The organism is Pristimantibacillus sp. Z349TD_6, assembly GCF_056173205.1.
On sequence record NZ_CM149662.1, the window covers coordinates 2,379,719 to 2,403,738 of the forward strand.

At 44.3% G+C, this 24,020-nt stretch carries 15 protein-coding genes and 1 riboswitch; all 15 genes read left to right on the top strand.

The window, feature by feature from the left end:
• The first annotated feature begins 10 nt into the window (after window positions 1-10).
• Complete coding sequence (locus tag AC0VYE_RS10115; protein ID WP_475447594.1) at window positions 11-2,026, top strand: YIP1 family protein; 2,016 nt, start codon at window positions 11-13, stop codon at window positions 2,024-2,026.
• Entirely contained in the window at window positions 2,019-4,247 is a 2,229-nt protein-coding gene (locus AC0VYE_RS10120; RefSeq protein ID WP_475447595.1) for a DUF5696 domain-containing protein, read from the top strand. Before AC0VYE_RS10115 ends, AC0VYE_RS10120 begins: the two co-directional genes overlap by 8 nt.
• Window positions 4,247-5,140: a carbohydrate ABC transporter permease gene (locus AC0VYE_RS10125; RefSeq protein ID WP_076269451.1), complete on the top strand. Its 894-nt coding sequence runs from the start codon at window positions 4,247-4,249 to the stop codon at window positions 5,138-5,140. The genes AC0VYE_RS10120 and AC0VYE_RS10125 overlap by 1 nt, the downstream gene beginning before the upstream one ends.
• Window positions 5,137-6,120: a carbohydrate ABC transporter permease gene (locus AC0VYE_RS10130; protein WP_076269452.1), complete on the top strand. Its 984-nt coding sequence runs from the start codon at window positions 5,137-5,139 to the stop codon at window positions 6,118-6,120. The genes AC0VYE_RS10125 and AC0VYE_RS10130 overlap by 4 nt, the downstream gene beginning before the upstream one ends.
• 208 nt (window positions 6,121-6,328) lie before the next feature.
• On the top strand, window positions 6,329-7,696 hold the full coding sequence (locus AC0VYE_RS10135) for an ABC transporter substrate-binding protein (RefSeq protein WP_475447598.1): 1,368 nt from the start codon (window positions 6,329-6,331) through the stop codon (window positions 7,694-7,696).
• Between the two features lie 259 nt (window positions 7,697-7,955).
• Window positions 7,956-9,941 (top strand): methyl-accepting chemotaxis protein, encoded by a 1,986-nt coding sequence (locus AC0VYE_RS10140; protein WP_475447600.1) that lies wholly within the window; start codon window positions 7,956-7,958, stop codon window positions 9,939-9,941.
• A 147-nt stretch (window positions 9,942-10,088) separates the two neighbouring features.
• Window positions 10,089-10,290: riboswitch (cobalamin riboswitch) on the top strand.
• A 149-nt stretch (window positions 10,291-10,439) separates the two neighbouring features.
• Window positions 10,440-14,174 carry a DUF4430 domain-containing protein gene (locus AC0VYE_RS10145; RefSeq protein WP_475447602.1) on the top strand — a complete coding sequence of 1,245 codons (3,735 nt, stop codon included), beginning with the start codon at window positions 10,440-10,442 and terminating at the stop codon, window positions 14,172-14,174.
• A 76-nt stretch (window positions 14,175-14,250) separates the two neighbouring features.
• On the top strand, window positions 14,251-15,771 hold the full coding sequence (locus AC0VYE_RS10150; protein WP_475447604.1) for an S-layer homology domain-containing protein: 1,521 nt from the start codon (window positions 14,251-14,253) through the stop codon (window positions 15,769-15,771).
• Window positions 15,772-15,991: 220 nt separating this feature from the next.
• Entirely contained in the window at window positions 15,992-18,121 is a 2,130-nt protein-coding gene (locus AC0VYE_RS10155) for a right-handed parallel beta-helix repeat-containing protein (RefSeq protein WP_475447606.1), read from the top strand.
• Window positions 18,122-18,307: 186 nt separating this feature from the next.
• The gene (locus AC0VYE_RS10160; protein WP_475447608.1) at window positions 18,308-20,086 is read left to right on the top strand and encodes a glycerophosphoryl diester phosphodiesterase membrane domain-containing protein; all 1,779 of its coding nucleotides are present in this window, start codon (window positions 18,308-18,310) and stop codon (window positions 20,084-20,086) included.
• A 33-nt stretch (window positions 20,087-20,119) separates the two neighbouring features.
• Window positions 20,120-20,845: a uracil-DNA glycosylase family protein gene (locus tag AC0VYE_RS10165; protein ID WP_475447610.1), complete on the top strand. Its 726-nt coding sequence runs from the start codon at window positions 20,120-20,122 to the stop codon at window positions 20,843-20,845.
• A 38-nt stretch (window positions 20,846-20,883) separates the two neighbouring features.
• A complete protein-coding gene (locus AC0VYE_RS10170; protein WP_475447612.1) occupies window positions 20,884-21,672 on the top strand; it encodes an SGNH/GDSL hydrolase family protein in 789 nt (262 codons plus the stop codon).
• Window positions 21,669-22,580: an ABC transporter ATP-binding protein gene (locus AC0VYE_RS10175; RefSeq protein WP_475447614.1), complete on the top strand. Its 912-nt coding sequence runs from the start codon at window positions 21,669-21,671 to the stop codon at window positions 22,578-22,580. The genes AC0VYE_RS10170 and AC0VYE_RS10175 overlap by 4 nt, the downstream gene beginning before the upstream one ends.
• Complete coding sequence (locus tag AC0VYE_RS10180; protein ID WP_076269462.1) at window positions 22,573-23,544, top strand: ABC transporter permease; 972 nt, start codon at window positions 22,573-22,575, stop codon at window positions 23,542-23,544. Before AC0VYE_RS10175 ends, AC0VYE_RS10180 begins: the two co-directional genes overlap by 8 nt.
• A 42-nt stretch (window positions 23,545-23,586) precedes the next feature.
• Entirely contained in the window at window positions 23,587-23,970 is a 384-nt protein-coding gene (locus AC0VYE_RS10185; RefSeq protein WP_475447616.1) for a hypothetical protein, read from the top strand.
• Window positions 23,971-24,020 lie beyond the last annotated feature (50 nt).

A 24,020-nucleotide genomic window follows, 5' to 3' on the forward strand; every position in this document is an offset into this window, starting at 1 on the left:
AGTCGTGACGATGAAGAGATTTCTAATATTCCTGCTTCTTGCGGCGACCTCCATGCTTGTCGCACCAGAAGCGATACACGCGGAGCTTCCCTATCGAACGGCCTATTATGACAGCAATCAATCGACTTGGCTGCGTATACAGCCGGTATATTCACCAGCTGAAACGAAGGGAATTCGCTTTGTAGAGCCGATCGATCTGCAGGTGGGCGCAGATGATAAGGTTTATGTGGCTGACAAAGGAGCAAACCGAGTTATTGTGCTTGATAATGACGGAGCGCTGCTGCAGACGATTGGCGAAGAAGAGGGAGCCGGCATGCTCAGTGCGCCAGAAGGCTTATTCGTTACGCCGGAAGGGGTCGTTTATGTAGCCGATTCGGGCAATCAACGCATTGCTGTCTTTCGTGCCGACGGTACGTTCGACCGAGAATACAAAAAGCCCGCATCAACTTTTCTGGAGCAGGAGCATTTTGTTCCCGTAAAGCTTGTCGTTGATCGGCGCGGCGTCATGTATGTCAGCTTGAACTCCTCCTATCAGGGCTTGCTGCGCATGAATGATAAAGGGGAATTCATGGGTTTCTTTGGTGCCAATAAAGCGCAGCAAACGGTACTCAACTGGCTGAAGAAGCTCGTTCTCAACAAGGAGCAGTTGGATAAAGAGACGGCAAGTCTCCCCCGGCCAATCTCCAATGTTGCCATTGATAATGATGGATTTATCTTTACAGCAACGGCAGCGGGATTCGGGCAGGGCGCTATTCGCAAGCTAAATGCGGGCGGTGTCGATGCTTTTAAGAATAAGACGCTCGTGAACGGCCATGGCATCGTTGATGTTGCAAGCGACTCAAAAGGCTTCTTATACAACATTGATATGGAATCGGCCAACATTAATATTTATGACCAAAATGGCGAAGCATTGTTTGCTTTCGGGTTCATTGATAACGCAACACAGCAATACGGTGTTCTTGGATTTCCGACAAGCATTGGCGTAGATTCCAAATTCGGTGTCTGGATTTCTGACAGCCGAACAGGTACGATTCACAAATTTGTTCGCACGGAATTCGGAAGCGACGTTATGAATGCGTTGGGGCTCTATTTGGAAGGCAAATATGAAGAGAGCAAGCCTTATTGGGATCGCGTTTATGCCCGCAATGATATGTACAACGGTACTTTTCAAGGGCTCGGCAAGGTGTATCTGCATGAGAATAACAATGAGGATGCGTTGACCTTCTTGAAAACAGCCTTTGATACAAAGGGCTACTCTAAAGCGTTCTGGCAAATCCGACTAGAGTTTTTGCAGCAGCATTTCATATGGATCGTTTTAGGTTTGGCAGCATTGTATCTCTTGCTTAGGTATAGCCGAATGCTGCTTAAAAAGCAGCTTCAGCGCCGTCCTTTGCCTGAATCTTGGCAGCGCCCACTTGGCGATTTGCGCAACCTTTGGTACGTCATGCTCCATCCTTATCATGGCTTTTACAAGCTGAAGGAAGCTAGAGTTGCACCTTGGATTATTATTTTGATTTTAGTTTCGGTTGTAGCGGTGAAGATCGTTACGATTTATTACACCGGGTTTTTGTTCCATCCCGTGGAGCTCTCGCAGGTCAATCTATTTGGAAGTCTGGGATTATTCGTAGTTCCTTGGGTAACGTGGATCATCGCGAATTATCTCGTATGCAGCGTGAAGGACGGGGAAGGGAAATTCAGAGAGGTTATTCAAGGCAGCACCTATGCGCTTGCACCATATCTGTTCTTTTCTATTCCAACATTACTGCTGTCCAATATCGTGACGCTTGATGAGCGAGTGATCGTGGACTCATTAAACACCGTTATGTTCCTCTGGATGGGTGTCATGCTGATCGTTATGACGCAGGTCATTCACAATTTCGATTTTGTTGAGACGCTCAAAAATATCGCCATCACGATATTTACCATTGGCACGATTTGGCTGTTTGCCTTTCTCGTCTTCGGATTGTCCTACAATTTATACGATTTCTTCTATCAGCTTTACAAGGAGGTGACCTTCTATGGTTGAGTTCATCAAGCGTACTTCCCTTCGAGTAAAGCTTGCAGCAATCGCAGTTTGCGCGTTACTTATTATCATTTTGGTTGTTATCCTGCAAGGAGATGAGCTCTCGCCGGCACAAGCTCTTGCCTACACAGGGATTAAGGAGAGAGCAGTGAGCAAGGCTCCTCTTTATGAAGGGGAGGCTTGGAAACCGCAAGCGGGAGTTGATGGTTTCGCAGAAGCACTAGCAAGCGAGAACTTCGCGCTTTATATTCAGCCCGCAAGCACACAGATTGCTTTGGTTGATAAACGTACTGGCTACAGGTGGAGCAGCAATCCTTCAGAAGCTCAGTTAAGCAGCGAAACGGTTAAAGGTGTGCTGCTTGCCAACTTGAAATCGCCTTTTGTTCTCACTTATGTAAGGACACAAGGAAAGGATCAGACGATCAGGGAAGTGCTGAACGCGAATGATCCGAAAGTGCAAACCACGCTGATCAAAACGGCAGAGGGGCTTCAGGTCTCCTATGTTTTCCCGGAAAAACAGCTGGGCTTTACGATCCAATACGAGCTTACGTCAAAGGGGCTTAAGGTACGGATTCCAACGGAGGGAATTAAGGAGGACGGAGAATATGCCGTCTTTACGGTAGACTTGCTTCCCTACTTTGGCGCTGCTTCCTCAGAGGAGGATGGATATATTTTTGTTCCAGATGGACCAGGCGGCTTAATCCGATTTGACAGCGAGCGGGCTGGCGTGTCTAGAGGTTATATCCATCAGGTATACGGCCTTGAACTAACCAATACCGGAAATTGGACGCGTTCAGGTGAAAGACGTGAGAATATTGCTTACCCGGTGTTCGGCATGAAACGAGGCAGCAATGCCTTTATGGCGGTGCTTACGGAGGGCGGTGATTCGGCGAATATTGCTGCGATGCCGCCAGGTCTCAAATCCAATATGTATAACGTATTTTCCAATCAGATCTACCGTGAGGAATATTTGTACAGAATGAGCCGGCTTGCCGCACCGCTTAAAGCGGTACAGAAACAGCGATTGGATACGGATAGAGAGGTTGAATATCGCTTTCTTAATGGAGATGACGCTGGTTATGTCGGAATGGCGAAGGCTTATCGAGAGTACATGACGGAAACCGGCAAGCTGAACGAACCGTTAAAGCCTGTTGAACACACCCCTTTGTATTTAAAAATTATGGGGGGCAACTATACGGAAGCCTTCAGCAAAATCAAATATATTACGGCAACGACCTTCCCGCAGGCAACGAATATCGTAAATGGGCTGCTGGAGAAGGGTGTCGCTAATCTGAAGGTCATTTATTACGGCTGGCAAAATCAAGGCGATTACGATCTTTATGACCGTTTTCCAATTGAGGAGTCGCTAGGCGGCGAGACGGCTGCCAAGGCTTTTGTCTCCAATATGACAAAGCATGGCATTGACGTCATGTTCGAGGATGATTTTGTCTGGATCGATTCGGACAATTCCGATTTATCTGGCAAAACGAACGGTATTCGCGGCATTGATGAAACGGTATTTGTTGATGAGGGATGGTTTATCAGCAAGCCGTCACGCACCGTTGCCATGGCCTATCAAACGATTGAGAAGCTGAAGGAGATTGGCATATCCGGCATTTTGTACAACTGGATGGGTGAAATGGTATTCCATGACTATGATCCGTCAGGCATAGAAACTCGTTCGGACACGATTGCTGTATACGATGGCTTACTCGAATACACGCAGAAGACGCTTGGCACGGCTGGCGTATATCGCGGGAATGACTACGCAGTTGGCCAAAGCGATTTTATTGCTAATTTGCCGCATGAATCCAGCTATGATTTCATGGTCGACGAGACGGTTCCTTTTTACCCCATCGCGCTTCATGGTTATGTTTCGTATTCGTTTGGAGATGGCAATCTTCGTAATGATGTAGAAACTGAATTTTTAAAAGCGATTGAATACGGAGCTGTACCTTCTTTCTTCCTCACACATGAGGATTCACGGAAGCTCAAGTACACGGCTGCGAGCTTCTTATTCAGCAGTCAATACGAGAAGTGGACAGACCGCATTTTAAAGGAATACGAGGCTTTTGATTCGCTAGCAGGTTTGTATTCCCAAACGATTAAAAATCACGAAAAGCTGTCTGAAAATCGGTTTGCTACCGTTTATGAGGACGGCACACGGGTAATCGTCGATTACAACAGCAAGACTTTCGTCGTAGAGAAGGGAGTGGGCGCCTAATGCAAGCAAAAGCTAGAGTCCGTGCAGCGCGCCTTCATCTCTGGAAGCGCTACGGAATGGGACTGCTGTTCATGCTGCCATGGATTATTGGGTTTGCAATGTTCGTCATTATCCCGATTAGCTGGTCGTTATTTATGTCCTTTAACAAGGTGCAAGTAGCGGTCGGAGGATTTAAATATGAATGGGTCGGATTGCGCAATTTCCGGGATGCATTTTTGAAAGATAACATTTTCCCAATTGAACTTATCACTTATTTCCAAGAAATGCTGCTAATGGTTCCGATCATCGTTATTTTTGCCCTGCTGATCTCATTAATGCTAAATCAGAAATTTCCTGGACGATTTATTTTCCGTGCGTTGTTTTTTCTTCCAGTTATTTTTGCAACAGGGCAAGTGCTCTCAGAGCTGTTCTTGCAAGGAGCGGGAGATATTCCATTCCTGGAGCAGTACAATTTGCTTCCGATAGTTGAGGAATATGTTGGCAAGCAATTTGCAGAGACAGTAATGGCAGTTTTGGGCAAAGCGATTCTAATTTTATGGTATTCCGGTGTGCAGATTCTTATCTTTATTGCGGGTTTCCAGACGATTTCACCGACGATTTATGAGGCTGTGCGGATCGATGGCGCCTCCCCTTGGGACAGCTTCTGGAAAATAACGCTGCCAGCCTGTGTGCCATTCATCAGCTTGAATGTGCTCTACACGATTATCGACCTGTTCACATTCCCGCTTAATCCTGTGCTGAAGCATATCAAAGACAACATGTTTAAGGTCGATACCGGTTACGGCTACGCCAGTGCGCTCGCTTGGATTTATTTTGGACTCATCTTCGCGCTGATCGCCCTCGTATTATGGCTGTTTAACCGGAGCCTCAAGACAAGGAGGGTACATTCATGATTACTGCGATGAAGTCTGAGTTCGAGAAGGTTAGCCGCAGCGTAAGGGGAGTTCTTTGGGGCCGCAAAGCCCAGAAAACGAAAATGCTGGTGCTCGGACGAAGCTTGTCTGACGGATTGCTGGCGAAGCTCATCATCTATTTGCTGCTCTCGATTGTCGCTTACCTTTATTTACAGCCGATTCTTTATATGGTCAGCACGATGTTTAAGAACATGAGTGATCTTCTTGATCCGACGGTAAAGTGGATTCCGCGCGAGATTACTTGGGAAAATGTGACGAAAGCGCTGAAGGGTTTGCAATATCCGGAAGCGCTCAGAAACACTGCCCTTATATCGGTGACATGCTCGCTCGTACAGGTCATTATTTGTGCGATGACCGGCTATGCGCTTGCTAGGCTGGAGCTGCCATTCAAGGGACTTTTTACGGCGCTGATCATATTGACCTTCTTGATTCCGCCGCAGGTTATCATCATTCCGCTTTACGTTATATTCAGCAAGCTCGGCTTGTTGAATTCGATTTTTGTGTTTCTCATACCGGCTATATTCGGGCAAGGCCTTAAGGGCGCCTTATTTATTCTCATTTTCCGGCAGTTTTTCAAAGCGCAGCCGCCAAGCTTGGAGGAGGCAGCGAAGCTGGACGGAGCTTCTACAGCGAGGCTGTTTTTCGGAATTATGCTGCCTCTGGCAAGGTCAGCGTGCTTAGTCGTGTTTCTCTTCTCATTTATTTGGTACTGGAACATGTATTATGAGCCATCGATGTTTCTTACCAAAGGCTTCACGCCGCTGTCGATCCGTCTAGATATGCTGGAGGATGTGCTGAATCCGTCATTGCTCGGAAATACGCGAACCATCGTTAATCCGATTACGGAGAGCACCAAAATGGCCGCAGCCTTCCTTATTATTTTACCGCCGATCATCGTGTTTATGTTCCTTCAGCGCTGGTTCGTCAGCGGTATTGAAAGAACGGGAATTGTTGAATAGTTTTTTGTCTGCGCTAAGGCGCAGCAGCTCTTTAGGGGGGTGATGTTTCGGCAAACAGCTGCTGGAACGGTTTCAACGTTATAAAGAATGCTAAACCGCAAAAAACGAGGGGAAGGCTTACGAAACGAAGCTAGTTTTGCTCTACAAAACTTAAAGCTTATGCTTACGAAGCCAGTTTTGCTTCACAAAACTTTTAGGAGGCCAAAAAATGAAAAACAAAAGCGCTTTGACATGGATGTTGTGTATGGTCTTGTTATTTTCAGTTGTTCTCTCAGCTTGCTCCGGCAATGGAGAAAAGAAAACGACGAACACTCCTTCTAATAATACAGCGACAGATGCACCTACCGATGATGCAGCGAAACCGGCTACAGAAGAGAAGCATGAGCCTGTTACGATTAAACTCATTTCATGGTCTGATTCCTACACAGAATTATACAAAATGTTTAACGAAAAATATCCATGGATCACAATTGAACAGGTTCCTGTAAATGGCAAACCAATTATGGAGATCATCGCTACTTTGGAAGCGGCAGGAACACCAGCCGACTTAACTTGGATCGACAGTGATTTGATCTCGTTTGACCAAGCTGGCTTGGTTGAGGATTTGACTCCTTACATCGAGAAGGATATGACATTCCAAGATATTCAGCTGCCTCAAGGATTTTTTGATACGATGACGTATAAAGACAAAAAATTGGCTGTGCCATTCGTTGACGTACCGATGTGGATACTTGTAAATAAAGATTTGCTTGCTAAGCATGGTGTTGAAATGCCAGCAAATGATTGGACTTACGATGATTTCCGCGATGTAGCCAAAAAAATTACCGATCCAGAAGCAGGGGAATATGGCTTAACAACACAGCCAGAGTTTCAAATGCGCGTTCTTAGCACAAAAGCAATTGCTGACGGACATGCTGCAAACATTCATTACTTAAATGAAGATTTGACACAAAGCTTGCTCAATACGCCAGATGTAATGAACGATGTTAGATGGCTTTCAGATTTTGTGTGGAAAGACGGCTCCATGCAGAGCAATGCGAAAGCTAAGGAACAAGGCGATGTTTCGAGAGAATTTATTAACGGTAAAACGGGCTTTGCGATCGGCGGAGACTGGGTACTTCCAGGCCTCAAAAAGGATGCGAAGTTTGAATGGGATGTTTTGCCTTTCCCAAGAGGAAAAGTAAGCCAACCAGGTTATAGTATTTATGGTCCGCTTTCACTGCTTAGCGGTTCCAAGCATAAAGAAGAAGCTTTCCTATGGATTAGCTTCCAATTCTCCAAAGAAGCGCAAAAATGGAAGATTGACCAAGGAGCAAATGCTTCGGTTATCGATCCTGAATTGACAGCTTATTATGATGAAACGCCAATGTGGGAAGGCAAAAACAAGGAAGCTGTGAAAATTGCAAAAGAAAATGCAAAAATTCAGCCAGGTGTAACCATTCCTGCTTGGTCTGAATACAACTGGAACAATATTTTGAATGAAATTATTTTTGATGGCGCAGATATTAATAAACTGATTCCAGAAACGGAAAAATGGAATAAACGTACGCTAGAGGTTCGTGAATCGTTGAAATAATCGGAGTCTACCTTTAGTAGGCTAATCTCGAAATCACCCTATGTCGCTTAGTTTGCGGCAATAGGGTGGTTTTTTTGTATTAATAAGGTATGTAGATAGCCTAAGCTTAGTAATTCATAAACTTAGTCATATAAAATAATTAATAATTTCAATATAAATATGTATTATTTAAGAAGTTTCAATCTAATTGGTTTAATTTACATAACATTTTAGTTAAACTGGTTTAATATAGATAAATTAACAGTGGGGGTTATCAAAAATGAAGATGGGATTACGCTCGTTGACGAATAAATTTATGCTAGTCATGGCCGCCGCATTAGTCATTATCGTTAGTGTGATTCTCATGTATGAATGGAAATCCACTCGTATAGCTGTTGAGCAGCAGCTTTTGGAAAAGGGTCGCACGATGGTTTTATCGCTAGCTCGCACACTTGAGAATGTTACGGAGCAGGATTTTAAAACAGGTGTTGTGCTGGATGATGGTACGAAATGGGACGGAAACAAGCTTAAAGAGGATTTTTTCAACGATACATTGACTGTAAATCCTGAAAGTGAGAAAGTGGCTGAAAAAAGACTAAAGGACTCATCCTATGCGGGGAAAGAATCGATTTTATACAATGGAGAGTCCATTCCGCTATCTCAATATGAACTGAAATATGATAGTGCCTATGACCGTTATACAGATTACCGCTGGCAAGGCATAATGGATAGTTTTCTGACGGAGGAAAATGTTATTTTTGCTATTGCAGGCGCTTATTCAGAAAATCCGAATTTTGCGGGCTATATCCCAACACATAATAGCATTTACAGCCCTGTTGGAGAAGAATCAAAAGATACTTGGGGCGACGAGGGACTTCTTAGTCAAAACTACCGGGCCAATCGGATTTTTAACGACAAAACAGGCTACAATGCCGCTACGAACACGAAGACGGATGATGTCCTCCTGCAAAAATATAATAGACTCATAGACGGGAAAACGGTAGAAACGTGGGATATTTCTTATCCTTTAATTATCGATGGCAAACATTGGGGCGGGGTACGTGTTGCATTGTCAAAAGAAAAGGCAGATGCGCTCATCGCTTCAGAAAGAACGATGGTTGTCATGCAATTTGGCGGCCTGATGGCTGTTGTTTTGGTTGTTTTGTTTCTGCTATCACAATTTATGGTAGGACGTAAGCTTCGTAATATTGTTCATGCTGCAATTAATCTTAATTCTAGCGAAGCGGATCTTACCTATCGTATAGAAAATAAAGGGAATGATGAAATTGCTCGCCTAGGCGAAGAAATCAATCATTTCATTGCCCATATGCAAGGCTTAATGCGGACGATTCGGAACAATGCCGCATCCGTATCGGACTTTGCAGGCCGGCTGGGTGTAGGCTCGCAGCAAAGCCGAGAGCTCTCTTCGCAGCTAGCTTCCTCTGTGAATGAGATGGCAATTGGCGCGGAAAATCAAGCAGACGGGGCAGTTGAGGCAGCAAGGTCTATGGAGGAAATGGCGACGAGCGTAGGAAGGATTGCTCACTCCTCGAGCCAAATGTCGGAAGCATCGAACGATATGCTGCAAGCAGCGGAGCTTGGCCATGAAAAATCGGATCATGCGGTTGGTCAAATGGAGCGGCTTGGCGCGGCAACGGCTTCGATATCACGAGTGATCGGACAGCTTAATGAGCGCTCATCCGAAATCCAAGAGATGGCAGGCACGATTGCTGCTATTGCAAATCAGACGAATTTGCTCGCTCTAAATGCTGCTATAGAAGCGGCACATGCAGGGGAGTATGGCCGTGGATTTGCAGTTGTATCAAGTGAAGTGAGAAAGCTGGCTGAACAGGCTTCGGCTCATGCGGGCCATATCGAAGAAACGATTAATGAGGTGCTAGCCTTGACTGCCGATGCTGTTGGCGCGGTCACTGCAGGAGAGCAAGAAATGGAACAAGGATTACTCATCGTTCAGGAGCTGAAGGTATCTTTTGACACAATTTGGAAGGAATCCCGCCTTGTTGCCTCCCAAATTGAAGACGTATCTGCTTCAACGGAGGAGATGGCAGCAGGCAGCGAGGAAGTGAGCGCTTCCGTTGAATCGATGGCGCAGGTCGCCAAGGATACTTCAACTCATGCTGCGCAATCGGCAGCGGACACTGAGCGGCAAAATCAGCTCGCAGCTGAAACGCAGCAGCTTGCTTCATCTGTAAATGAGCTTTCGGAGGAGCTTCAGCGCTCGATTACGAGATTTAAAATTGAGTAATTTGCAGCTGAAGTAGATTTATGATGAAATACTAGTCAAAGGCACAATAAATCGAATAGAGAATTGTACAAGTTGAAAAAAAACGGTCAGAACCTTTGTCTAATCCTTTCAAATTTGATACAATTCACAAAACAAGCACTTACAATTTCATAGAATAGCTAATATGGTGCTGCCGTGAATCTATCATTCACAAGCAGCTTAATAGGGAAGTTCGGTCAAAATCCGACGCGGTCCCGCCACTGTATCGCGGAGCAGACGATCATGTTGTCCACTGTCATATCATGACGGGAAGGAGATCGTCTATGCAATGAAGCGAAGCCAGGAGACCTGCCATAGGAGCTCTCTATATTTCTCACGAGGATGGGAGGGAGATGTTTATTCGTGCTTTTGCAATAGGTGGATTCCTATGCTTCCATGCGCACGTGTTTATCCAAACATCTTTCCACAAACGGAAAGATGTTTTTTTGTTGCCAAAAATGATTAAAGGGAGAGAAAACATTGCTTAATTTAAAAAGATTTATGAAAAAGAGTTTGCCAGCTATTTTAAGTTTTGTATTGGTGTTTACTTTATTTGCACCACAAGTAGGTAAAGCGGCAGATCATTCTGCGAATACGTCATTGACCATGATGATTGATAAGACGGTTGAGTATTATAAAAATAGAAATACAACATTGAATTCTTGGTGGGAAATTGTTGCCCTTTGGGGGGCTGGAGAAAACCTGCAGGATGGCAGTTGGAAGCTGCCTAGTTGGAAGACCGTGGATCCGGGGTTGAAGCCTAATGATAGTGATACAACTCATATCCGCTATATTTATTCATTACTTGCGATGGGTGAAGATCCGGCGCATGCGTGGGAAACGGATCGAAATCTGTATGCGGAGCTAGCTGCACAACTAAATAAGGATACGGGGTCATTTGCCGGTTCAACAAACAGGCATATGTGGGCGATGCATGCACTTGACACGGGTGCAAAGCTTGGAAGTGACGTTGGTAGCTGGGATGCTGCCGCAAAGCAGAAGGCATTAAAATATTTATTAAGTAAACAGTTGAATGACGGTGGATATGCATTTTTTGGAAACAATTCTGATCCTGATATGACTGGTATGGGGCTGCTTGCACTCGGCAATTATCAGAATGATAGTGCTGTTCAAGCTGCGATTGTAAGAGTGAAAAATTATTTGCAAACTATAAAGTTAAACCAAGAAAATGTCATGTATGGAAAAAACTCGAGCAGCACTTCTGCCGTAGTAAGCGGATTAACAGCCGTTGGCGAGGATATGTTGTCTGATGTCTGGATGGCTAATGACAAATCAGTACTTGATACTTATTCATTGTTCCAGCTCCAGAATGGAGCATTTAAGAACGATTTAGATAAAGGTTCTAATTCAATCGCTACAGAGCAAGCACTTGTTGCACTTGCTGATATTAAAAATCAGAAAACGGTATGGCAACGTTTAGGTGAAATAAAACTTCCTGTCTTTGTTAACACAAAGGTTAAAGTTGATGGTATTTCTCAAAGTATATATGATCAGAAAACGGTTAGTTTAAAACAGAATGAAAAGCCAGTTACAGCACTCGATGCTCTAAAAAAGGCACTTAATACAGCAAATCCACCTATCACTTTCAATATTGTAAATAGTAGTATTGGTTCATATGTTCAAGGAATTGCTGGACAAGAAGCTGGTTCATTTGGCGGCTGGGATGGCTGGATGTACGAGGTCAATGGCATTGCGCCAGATGTAGGTGCAGATGCATACCAGCTTAAAGAAAATGATGAGGTACGATTCTATTACAGTCGTTACCCAGCGCTCTCTACAACAACAAAGCTGAACACCGGCTCAGTTGATCCTACTGTGGATGTTAAGCTTGTGGGTGATCATTTCAGCAGCGAAGCGACTATTGCAAGCAACTGGGCTATTGATTCGGATGCGTCAGGACTGACGATTAAATCAATTGAGAAGACGAACGATCAGCACATTAAGATTAGTCTTTTGGGCAAAGCAAAAGACAAGCCATTTACACTACAAGCATTAGCAGCAGTATCAGAGAGTAAGAAGGAGAGCGAACCGTTTACGGTTTCAATTTCTGATTCTGTGACTGTAGATTTTCAGGTTGATGGCATTTCATCACCAATTTTGACGAAGCAATCGGTGACGTTTAAGAATACGGAAAAACAAGTTACGGTTTTAGATGTATTTAAAAAATCACTTGATCAAGCAACTCCAAAGATAAGTTATAAAATTACGGAGAGCAGTTACGGACCTTATGTATCGGAAATAGCTGGAGAAGCAGCAGGCAGCCTTGGTGGCTGGGATGGTTGGATGTATGAAGTAAATGGTATTGTTCCAGAAGTTGGTGTAGACGCCTATGAGCTTAAGGATAAAGATGTTGTTCGCTTCTATTACAGCAGATATGCAGCTCTTTCTACGCAATCCACAATTACGAGTGGTGCTGTTAATCCGACGATTGACGTAAAGCTTTCTGGCGATGATTTCACTAGCGTTGCGGCCAATATCGATAATTGGTCAATTAATACCGGAAATACAGAGCTGAAGGTAAAATCACTTGTTCAAGATGAAAAGAACATAAACATTTCTTTCGAAGGTACAGCAAAAGGCGGAACAATTACTGTTCAAGCATTAGGTGCCGCTTTAGTTGGTAAAAAAGAAACGGAGCCAATTGCGGTTGCAGTACCTCGTGAAGTAAGTAATACCACAGATCAAAATATTGCAATTCATGAGAACGAGAAGGATGTTACTCTTGGTGCAGAAAGCAATGCACCTGTAACCAACAATATCATTCTTTCCTTTGCATCGGCTGCATTGCCAAAGGTAACAGCTATTCGTGGTACGACTACGTTGGAGATTCCAGCTAATACGACGGTTACATCAACATGGGATCAAAAGCTGCAGCTTCCCAAATACTTAAGCACAGACGATAGCGGGCTAACAGCTAAGCTGAATACTGCACTGTCTGTTAATAATAAAAAAGTTGATGCAATCGCTGTTCGCATACAAGCGGGCGGAAATGAAAAAATACAATTTAATCAACATGTTACCCTTACCATTAAAGGTCAAGGCGATAAAGAAGCTGGATTTGTAGATCAAGCAGGTGTGTTCACGCAAATCAAGAAATATGCTGATTCATCAGCACGTACGGATGAGGTTTATGCTTATAATCAAAACGGCGATCTTATTATTAAAACAAAGCATTTCACAGAGTTTTTAGCTTATACAACAACGACAGCTTCGACAGGTGGAGATGGTGGTACTCTTCCAGTAGCGGAGACCATTACTCTATCAGTTGAAAAGCGTACTGTCAGCACCGGTGATTTGGTTGCTCCATTCACTGTAACTCTTAAACAAGGTGATACTGCCTTTACTGCACTTAAACGTGTACTTGAAGAGAAAGGTGTTTCTCTAAAATATATTGGTTCGGATTCAAGTATTTACGTGCAAGAAATTGGTGGCCTTGCCGAATTTGATCATGGTGAAAAAAGCGGTTGGATGTACTCTGTTAACGGAACTTTTCCTAAAATAAGCGCAGGTTCATATGAGCTGAAAAAGGGAGATAATGTTCGCTGGCAGTATACGAAAGATCTCGGGGCGGATCTTGGAGCACCGGTTCCAGGGGATACTGGAGGTCAGGTTCCAGGTAAAGACCCAGAAGTAAAGCCAGATCCATCTGCAACGAAATACTCAGATGAATCAAAAATTGCAAGCTGGGCTTTGGAAGCAGTAAACAAAGCAACTGCACTAGGCTTCATGCAAGGAACAAGTACGAGCAATGCAACATTCGAGCCTAAACGTAATTTGACACGTGCTGAATTTGCAGCGCTAATGGTTAAGTATTCCGGAGCAGACCCTATTATGGAGGATTCCGGCTTTAAGGATGTTAACAGTGGGGCATGGTATTATGGTTATGTTAAAGCAGCCAAAGAAAAAGGATTGATGTCAGGTGTAACTGAAACTTCTTTTGCACCGAACCAACCGATTACAAGACAAGAAATGGCTGCCGTTTTAGTTAGACTTAAAGGTCTTGCTGATGAGAATGCACCACAAGCAGCAATTAAGGACCGTGACGCTGTTGCAGAGTGGGCTGTTCCTTATGTAAATGTAGCGTACCAAAAAGGTCTGATGACAGGAGATAATGGCAAGTTTAATCCACAAGCTCTTGTTACACGTGAGATGGCAGCTGTTACGATCATCCGACTTTATGAATTGAAATCATAATTTATTAAGCTGTCTCGTAGGCTATTGCAATAGCTGCGGGACAGCTATTTTCTTGAAAGGAGAGTGTGGATTCAGGATGAACAAAAAATCCGTATCACTTAAATCGTTATTATTGATGATTATATACGCATTAATGCTTTCTTGCGTCAGTACGGCTCTGCTGCCTATGCAGCGCGCGGCAGCGGCAGAAACGATGGCGGTAGAGAATGAAATGACATCAGCTGCGAAACAAATCTTAAGCAGCGGTACCATTAGCGATTGGGAAGCGATTGCCTTATATCGTTCTGGTCATGCGGTGCCAGCAAGCTATTTGAGCGGGCTGGCTTCTTATTTAAAAGAGAACAAAGGTGAATTCCGCAAAGTAACCGATCTTGAACGAATGGCTATTGCGATTAGAGCGGCAGGTGAAGATGCAGCCTCCTTCGCTGGCTACAATCTCATTCAAAGCATCTACAATCATTCGAGAATGACGAATCAAGGCACAAATGGCGTGATTTTTGCATTGATTGCTTTGGATAGCGGCAATTATGAGGTGCCAGCAAGTGCCTTATGGACACGTACGAAGTTAATAGATTGGCTGCTCAGCCAGCAAAATACGAGTGGAGCATTCCCGCTGTCGGAAAAATCTGAGGATAATTTAGATATAACCGCCATGGCGATAAGCGCACTCGCTCCTTACCAAGAACAAGCAAAAGTGAAAAGTGCAATCGACAAAGCTGTAAAATGGCTGTCTTCTGAGCAGCAAGTAAATGGCGGCTTTAACGCGTTTGGTGATGACAACAGTGAGAGCGTAGCTCAAGCTATTATTGCTTTGTCAGCTGTGGGAGTTAGTCCAATGGAATCCAGTTTTATGAAAAAGAACGGGAATCTCCTAACGAGCTTATTAAGGTTCCAGCTTGCGGATAGCAGTTTTGCACATGCACTTGGTCAGCCATCAAATGAGATGGCAACGGAGCAAGCGTTGATGGCGTTAGCCGCGTACGACCGCTATAGCAAGCAAAAGCCGGCGCTGTTCAACATTTCGGCGGATACAGAATTGACGGGCAGCAAGCCGCAATTTGTAGACAATAACCTCATTTCCGTATGGGCCTATGATGCTGTTTATAGCGTGTTCGAAGCCAAAGTTATGGTTGGGGTAAGCGGTTCGGAGCTTCGCTTTGATCCGAAGAAGCAGATGACAAGAGCTGAGTTCGCAACCTTGCTCATCAATCTATTGGAGGAAGCCCCTGCTAATGAAGCAGCCAAAGTGTTCAAGGATGTTCAGCCTGGCGCATGGTATTACGGAGCCATTATGCGTGCCAAGGAACTGGGCATCATTCAAGGGATTACAATAGACTCGTTCAAACCGAACCAAGCGGTAACAAGACAAGAAATGGCGATCATGATTGCCAAAGCTTTCAAGCTTAAGGGCAGCACAGATTCGCTTCCTTTCAAAGATGAGAGCAGCATTCATGAAAGTGCAAAAGCATACGTCAATGCCGTATATGTAAACGGCTTGATGCAGGGCTCGAACGGAAGCTTTAATCCGAAAGCGGTCGTTACGAGAGAAATGGCAGCCGTGGTGGCAGATAAACTGCTGGAATTGCCGGCAGCCTAAATTCACAAGAAGCGAAACAAAAGAGCAAGCTGCTCTTTTATTTCGCTTCTTTTTTTGCATCTTCATACATAGGAAGGAAGCCCCTTTTTTCACTAAACGAACCAAATTCAGGATTTTGTTCTTTATAAAGAATATTGGTAGTGGTATATTTAAGAGGTTGAAAGGAGGAACACTTATTTCTTGCAATCAGATGATTTGAACCGCAAATAGGAGGCTTAAAGTGAATATATTAAAGCTAGTCATGTCACTAATGCTCGGATTACAGCTATTGCTAATACCTAATCAGGCTTCGGCAGAAGCGTCGGATTCCAAAGACTATTATCTAATTGAACTTTCTAAGTTTGGCATTTATAACGATGGCACACATCCTGTCGAGACAACAAAGGGCATTAACAATGCACTGCAATGGGCGGTTAAAAATGGGAAAACGACGACGTCACTGCCGCCGGGTACCTATTTAATCGATAAAGCTAACCGGATTAATATGGTCAGCAATATGGTGTTTGATCTCCCGATGGATGCGGTGCTCCAGAAGGAAACAAATGATAAAGAGTCGTATCAACTCATGTATTTGGGTTATGGCGTTCATAACGTCACGCTGAGAGGCGGGACCTATGCAGGTGACAGGGAAACACATAACTATTCTAAAAAAGACAATAAGCACAGCTCAGGCACACATGAAGCTGGTTATGGCATTTTTACACAAGGAGCTTATGATATTACCATTGACGGTGTGAAATCGATTAATTTTACAGGCGATGGTCTCATACTGGGCGGTTACGGCACGATGGCAAAGGATTTATATGAAGATCATTTTGTATTAGGTGCATTCGATGATAAAGGAAAAAATGTCGCGAATGCCAAAAAGCTTCGAACGAAGCAGCCGCTTAATTTTACGAACACGATTTTTAAAACGGAGAAGCAATTTGAACTGTCGAATGCGATTAAGCTGCCGTATAAATTTGATATCTTCTTCTATAAAGCGAACGGAGCTTTTATTAAGAAGCTGGTAAATGTGAAGGTGCGCGAGCTCATCGACATACCGGAAGGAGCGACGCAGTTCCATCTTGTATTCGAGCAAGCGACCAAAAAAGGCGCCTATGTGGAATTTTGGAACAAAAGTGTAACGAAAAACGTGGTTGTGAAAAATTCTGAATTTGCTTATAACCGTAGGCAAGGGATTACGGTCGGCGGTGCTGACCAAGTACTTATTGAGAACAACGTTCTTCACCATATCAAAGGGACGATGCCGCAGTCGGGAATAGATGTGGAGGGCGGTTTTGGCGAGAACGGACACCGCAACAGCAATATTACGATCAAAAGCAATAAATTTCACGATAATGCTTCGTACGATGTCATTCTATATGATGGAAAAGACGCAATCGTAGAAGACAATCATTTGGCATCAAAAGGTGCGATTGGGCTAGCCATCTCCGATCCATTTAAAGGGGCCATGATTAAAGGCAATCACTTTGACGGCTCTCGCATTGCAGCGGCTCATGATGCCACATTTATCGATAACAAAATGAATGATTCCTATACGTCGTTTACGGGTCCTAATATCAAAATAGACGGCATGACCTTTACGGACTCTATGTTTTTAATTAGTGCGAAGGATGCTTTTGGAGTGAGTGCATCGAACATCGTTATGAATAACAACAAAAAGAGTGATTCTGGTCTATCGCTTTGGGGAAAACCGATTCGATTGAAAAACATAACGATTAACGGCGAGGGCAAGCTTAGGGTCGTAACGGGCGGAATAACCGAGGGCTCAATCATCGATAACTTAAAGGTAACCGGCTTTAATACGGATTCTGGGTTAACGCTGCCTCCTGCCACATACAACAACTGCGAATTTATCGGAGCCGCGGGAACGGGCAAATTTGGATCGATTGCGATTTCACAAGCCGGCAAATATGTGTTCGATGGCTGTTCCTTTCAATCACCGCCAGCGCTTAGCACATTAGTGATTGCTGAACATCCGAAGCTTGATTTGACGATCAAAAATTCGACGTTCGAGCTATTAGGCAACTCTCAAGCTATTAGTGTACAATCGGCGAAAAACCTGCTGCTGGAGAATAATACGATTACAGCGGAAAAACTAACCTCCGATAAAACAGAGATTGTTCGCATCAACGATTATTGGAAACGGAATAATCCGCATGACGTTCTGAAGGCCGTAATTAGAGGGAATACGATTATAACCAATTTAGCTGCGATCGGGATCACCACATTATATGCGGGAACAGGAGCGCCAGCCTATCTCATTGAAAACAACACCTTATACACAGCTAAGCTGGTTCAAAAGAAAAATGATATTTTGAAAAACAATTCGATTAAGAAACAATAGACAGGCAGACGTTAGCATATACAAAAATGAGCATCCGTTTTCTTCAATTGAAGAGAACGGATTTTTTATTGTATTTTTCCGATTCGACGCGGGGGTAGGTAAATAGCTATAATAAGGAAATGAAGTTGCTTAGCAATTCCATTTCTTGCTTTATTGATTACCATACAATGAATAGGATGAATGTTCATGCTCAAGCGGCTTGGTAGAAGTATCCGTGACTTTCGTGAAACGTACAAGCAACATTTGTTGTTTGAATATTTATTCATGCTCCTAACGAGCTTTGTTATTATTCCGATTATTTCTTTTATATTTAACCGTATGCTTCGTGTACTTGGATCGGGCTCTGTATTAAATGGCGATGTTTACAAAATTGGGCTGAGCTACACGGGCGTTGCTGGATTAATCGCGATCTGTTTAGTAGCTGTACTTGTGCTTTTTATCGAGTTTGGCGTAGTTATTACGATTTCACAGCAGCATTATTTTGGCAAACAGGTATTGATCTCAGATGCCGTGCTGACGACGCTGAGACAGACGCCTAAACTATTTGGATTCGGCTTGATTCAGCTGTTGTTTTTCCTATTGTTTCTTGTGCCATTTATTGAATCGCCGTTGTCCACTTCTCTTTTTGCACAATTTAACGTCCCGATATTTTTCAACAGCCGCGTTTTGAGCTCGTCTATGATGATGCTTTCTTTATACGGCTTGTTGCTTTTGGCGGGCGTGTACACCATCTTGAGATGGATTTTTGTTTTGCATTTCATTATGATCGAAGACAAATCCATTCGAGTAGCCATCAGAAGCAGTCTCTTATTGACGAAGGGAAAGCGGTTATCGATCTTTGTTAATCTGTTTTTGCTAAATGTGTTCGTATTCGCGCTTGGTTTTGTCGTTATCTCGTCTGTTGCGTATTTGCCAGCGTGGCTGGATATCAATGTGCTTAAAGCGGTATCCAATCATTATTCATTAACGCTAACAACGGTGCTAACTTATATGTTCACTTTGCTGCTCGTGCCGATTAATATCATCTTTTTGACAAGGCTCTTCTATCACTTTAAACGTACACGGGGCGTGATGCCGCGAGATCAGCTCCGTTTATTCAAAAATGGCTGGGTTGGCCCGCTTGAGCAGCGTCTTATGACTTTTCTAAAAGGCAGAACGAGGAAACGAGTGCTCTACAGCTCTATATTGGCTGCTTATTTAGCGCTTGCGCTGTTTGTCAGCTATGCTGCTAATGATCAATTGGTTTATGTAAAATGGAGCGTGCTCTTGTCTGCTCATCGCGGCGATACGCTCGTTGCGCCGGAAAACTCGCTGGAAGCGATTCGCAGCTCAGTGGCGCAAAGCATTGATGCTGTTGAAATTGATGTACAGATGACTAAGGATGGCGTAGTTGTCCTGAACCATGACTATAATTTACAGCGTATGGCGGGTGTGCCGAAGCGGGTGAGCGAGCTGGATTATGAGGAAATTGCGAGGCTGAACATTGCCAAAGCTGGCGGTGAACCCGATGAGATTGTGCGAATCCCCATGTTATCCGAGGTGCTTGGAGAAGTGCTGGGGAAGTCGAAGCTGATCATTGATCTTAAGCCATACGGTTCAGGCGAACAATTGGCTGAGCATGTTGTTGCATTAATTGAACAATTCGATATGGTGCAGGACTGTTATATTCAATCATTCGATCGGTCTACGCTTCAGCATATTCGGTCACTGAACCCTGAAATTAAAATTGGGCAAATTTTATATTTTGCACTCGGTGATCTTTCGCTTCTTGATGTTGATTTTTATACCATCGAGCAGATTATGCTGACCGAGCAGCTCGTGGAGCGTGCGCATAAAAAAGGCCGTGAGGTATGGGTGTGGACAGTGAACAGCGAGCGGAATTTAAAAGAGGTGCTTAAATTCGAAATTGACGGCATTATTACCGACTATCCTGCGCGCGCACACAATATGGTTGAGCTGAAGTAAGAATATATAGATTGAGCGGAGGGGCGGTTAACGGTGACACAAATTGAAAAATATAAATCCTTTATTGAGTCGCTCCCGCCCGGCAGCTTGTCCAAGGAGCAGCTGTTTGTAGAAGAATTGCTTCTTCATGAAGAGCATGACATGTCGATTTATTACGTGCCTTACGAATATGTGAATATTGCTGCTAAAGTGATGATTATTGGCATTACGCCAGGCTTTACCCAAATGGAGGTAGCCATACGCAGCGCGCGGGAGGATCTTGTAAACGGGGTGTCTTATGACCTCATCGATCAACGCGCGAAGATGCTTGCCAGCTTTGCAGGCTCTATGCGAAAAAATTTGATCGACATGCTTGATCAAATTGGATTGCCTGCAGCACTTGGCATAAAGAGCAGCGAGCTATTATTTTATGAGCTTAGAGATTTACTGCATACAACTTCAGCAATAAGGTATCCGGTGTTCATAAAGGGCAAAAATTACACCGGGCATAGCCCTGTTATTTTGAAATCAGAGACGCTTTATCACTATGCTGAGAGTATCTTTCTTCCAGAATTGCTGGCGGTAAAAGATGCGCTTGTCATCCCGCTTGGCAAGTCGGTATCCGATGTAGTCAAGCATTTTGCTGACAAGGGATGGATAGATAAAGAACGATGCTTGTTCGAAATGCCGCATCCCTCAGGAGCAAATGGCCACAGAAAAAGCCAGTTTGAGCAGAACGAAGCACAGATGCAGCAGCAAGTAATGACATGGTTCAGCTAACTATATAACAGCTACAGAAATAGAAAGGCGTGACGGGGATGCATAGTAAAAAAGTTCGTATGATTACCTCTTTTGCGTTTCTAGCCAGTCTCTTATGGATATTTGCTTTAGGCTGGTCGATAAAGGATTATTTGTTCGGAACATCGAGCCAGACATCTGTATCGCAAGATACGGAACAACCAGCAGAATCATCAAGCGGATTAAAGATTATTGCATTAGGGGATTCGTTAACGAGAGGAACAGGCGACATCGAAGGAAAAGGGTATGTAGGTTATGTCAGCGATCAACTGAAGCAGTCCGGTAAAGATGTTTCCTTAATTAACTTAGGTATTAAGGGGCTTACCTCGTCAGAGCTAGTGGAGCAGATGAAACAAAAGGAAATCGAGCGGCAAATTGGACAAGCAGACATTATTCTGATGACCATTGGCGGCAACGACTTATTTCTCGGTGGTCAATCGCTTACGGATCTGTCTGAGGCAAGCATTTCGGGATTAGAAGAAGCGTTTTTGAATCATCTAAAAACGATTTTGACGACCATTCGTGCCGTTAATACAGAAGCAACCGTTTATTTGCTTGGATTGTATAATCCGTTCAGCGAGTTCCAAAATGGTGAGTTGATGTCGACTGTGGTTAGGAACTGGAATAGTAAAACTGCGGAGACTCTGGCGCAGCATTCGAAAGTCGTTCTGGTTCCGACCTATGATTTGTTTCAGCTGAATGCAGAGAAACTGTTATTTACGGATCATTTTCACCCGAATGAGATAGGGTATCGCTTAATGGCTGAGCGGGTAGCCGCGTTAATTGCTGATGCAGGAGGACAATCATGAGCGACATTACATTAGCAGTGCAGGGTTTACGGAAGGTGATAGGCAAGCGGACGATCATCAAAGATTTAAGCTTTGAGCTGAAGCGCGGCGAAGTGTTTGGCTTTCTAGGCCCTAACGGAGCAGGAAAAACGACGACGATTCGGATGCTGGTCGGCTTAATTAAGCCAACCTCCGGCACCATCCATATATGCGGCTTGGATATTGCGAAACATTTTACAAAAGCGATGCGGCACTTAGGATGTATCGTAGAAAACCCAGAGCTGTACCCGTTCCTCAGCGGAATGGACAATCTTCGCCACTTTGCCGTTATGATTAATGGAATTACGCAGGAGCGGATCAATGAGGTTGTCTCGCTTGTTGGCATGCAGGATCGAGTGAATGATAAGGTAAGCACTTATTCACTCGGGATGAGGCAGCGGCTTGGGATTGCTCAAGCACTGCTTGGCAAGCCTGATGTCCTCATATTGGACGAGCCAACGAATGGGCTTGATCCATCGGGTATTAGAGAAATGCGGGCTTTTATTAGGTTTCTAGCCGAGGAAGAAGGATTGACCGTGCTCGTATCGAGCCATTTGCTGCATGAAATTCAATTGATGTGTGATCGGGTTGCGATCATTTCCAAAGGCGAGATCATTCGAGTGGATTCGGTTAAGCAGCTGTTGTCCAGCGAAGAACGTCTAGTATGGCGGCTGCAGCCGCAAGAGCTAGGACGATCGATACTTGGCGAAGTTACGGATGTCCTTGGTGAGACGATGGATACGGTTACGACAGCTTATGTTGAACATGCTGTTGGAGAGTGGAATCGCAAGCTTGTTGAGGCTGGGGTAAGTGTGCTGGAGATGAATCGGAAGCTTCCCGCGCTTGAAGATCTATTTCTTGAGCTGACAGGAGGCGAGTCGATTGATTAATCTCGTTCAAAATGAAATGACGAAGCTGGTCGGCAAACGACGTTTTATCGTCATCTCGATCATTATTATCGTTCTTCTCTCGATGTTTACGTATGCGCAGGCGAAACAGGCAGAATCCATAAAGGAGCGGCTGGGTGACGTGGATTGGCGCACCGAATTGCAGCAGCAAATTGTGGATATGCAAAATCGGTTGAGCAGCGCAGGACAGTGGCGAGAGCAAATTCAAATTCAAATCAAACAATCCGAATATTATTTGAATAATAATGTGAATCCTTCTGAGCCGGGAGCGCCAACCTTCATTAGAGGTTTTGTTCAAAACTCGGCGGAGCTGTTTCTCCCGTTGCTCATCATGATTATTGCGGTAGATATCGTCTCCTCAGAACGGAGCATGGGAACGATTAAGCTGCTGCTTACACGCCCGGTGAGTAGGTTTAAAATATTGCTCAGCAAATATATCGCGCTGATTTTGTCCGTTTCCTTAGTTATTTTCATATTCGGTTTGTTGTCTTACCTCATCTCAGCCATTATGTTTGGCAATCAAGGCTGGTCGGCTCCCGTATTGACTGGCTTCTCCACACAAGGAGGCGAGCTCGACATATCAGGCGTCCGCCTGGTGTCACAATGGCAGTTTATCATTCAGCAGTTTGGACTTGCATGGTTTATCTCGCTTGTAGTGGGAACGTTATCGTTCATGCTGTCCATTCTGATGAGAAGCAGCGCAGCCGGTATGGGTACAATGCTTGCATGCTTAATCGCAGGTGCTATTCTAAGCAACATGGTATCCTCATGGGATTCGGCCAAATATTTGTTCATGGTCAATCTTGGTTTGATGGACTATGTCAGTGGATCTGCTCCTCCAATCGAGGGCATGACACTTGGCTTCTCGCTTGCCGTGCTGGCCGCTTGGATGGTCGGTTCGCTGCTCGTTTCGTTTACGGTGTTTATGAGAAAAGACATTTATTGATCGTGCTGCAGGTTGTCTAACTCATCCTAAAATGCTTCCTCTATGCATAAGCATGTAATAGAGAGGAGCGTGATAAGGTTGGACAAAACGGTACGCAGATATTACCAGCAAAAACAAAAGCAAAAAGAAATAGAGCAGGAGCTGACAGAACTCAGGCAGACCATTATGAGCTACTTGGCTGAGCAGGAAGCAAGCGAGCTGGAGATTGGGAGCCATAAAGTAAAAGTGGTTGTGCAGGAGCGTAAGGAATACGACGACAACAAGCTTTATGAGGCGCTGCCAGATCCGGAGCTATGGCGAATGTTATCGAAGCCGGATGGCACAAAGATTGCAAGCTTGGTCAAACTGAACGTCATTAATGAGGAAAAGCTGAAGGATACTTTTTCTACAAAGACGGTTAAGCTGCTTCAGGTGGATAAGAAGTAAATTTATGAAAGGACGATTCGGTCAAACGAATCGTTCTTTTTTTTGTGCGC

What these genes read in the sequence shown, in the direction of transcription:
- AC0VYE_RS10175 (WP_475447614.1), top strand. Translation starts at nt 21,669, where the DNA reads ATGAGCGACATTACATTAGCAGTGCAGGGTTTACGGAAGGTGATAGGC.
- AC0VYE_RS10115 (WP_475447594.1), top strand. Translation starts at nt 11, where the DNA reads ATGAAGAGATTTCTAATATTCCTGCTTCTTGCGGCGACCTCCATGCTT.
- AC0VYE_RS10160 (WP_475447608.1), top strand. Translation starts at nt 18,308, where the DNA reads ATGCTCAAGCGGCTTGGTAGAAGTATCCGTGACTTTCGTGAAACGTAC.
- AC0VYE_RS10120 (WP_475447595.1), top strand. Translation starts at nt 2,019, where the DNA reads ATGGTTGAGTTCATCAAGCGTACTTCCCTTCGAGTAAAGCTTGCAGCA.
- AC0VYE_RS10130 (WP_076269452.1), top strand. Translation starts at nt 5,137, where the DNA reads ATGATTACTGCGATGAAGTCTGAGTTCGAGAAGGTTAGCCGCAGCGTA.
- AC0VYE_RS10170 (WP_475447612.1), top strand. Translation starts at nt 20,884, where the DNA reads ATGCATAGTAAAAAAGTTCGTATGATTACCTCTTTTGCGTTTCTAGCC.
- AC0VYE_RS10150 (WP_475447604.1), top strand. Translation starts at nt 14,251, where the DNA reads ATGAACAAAAAATCCGTATCACTTAAATCGTTATTATTGATGATTATA.
- AC0VYE_RS10140 (WP_475447600.1), top strand. Translation starts at nt 7,956, where the DNA reads ATGAAGATGGGATTACGCTCGTTGACGAATAAATTTATGCTAGTCATG.
- AC0VYE_RS10125 (WP_076269451.1), top strand. Translation starts at nt 4,247, where the DNA reads ATGCAAGCAAAAGCTAGAGTCCGTGCAGCGCGCCTTCATCTCTGGAAG.
- AC0VYE_RS10185 (WP_475447616.1), top strand. Translation starts at nt 23,587, where the DNA reads ATGCATAAGCATGTAATAGAGAGGAGCGTGATAAGGTTGGACAAAACG.
- AC0VYE_RS10135 (WP_475447598.1), top strand. Translation starts at nt 6,329, where the DNA reads ATGAAAAACAAAAGCGCTTTGACATGGATGTTGTGTATGGTCTTGTTA.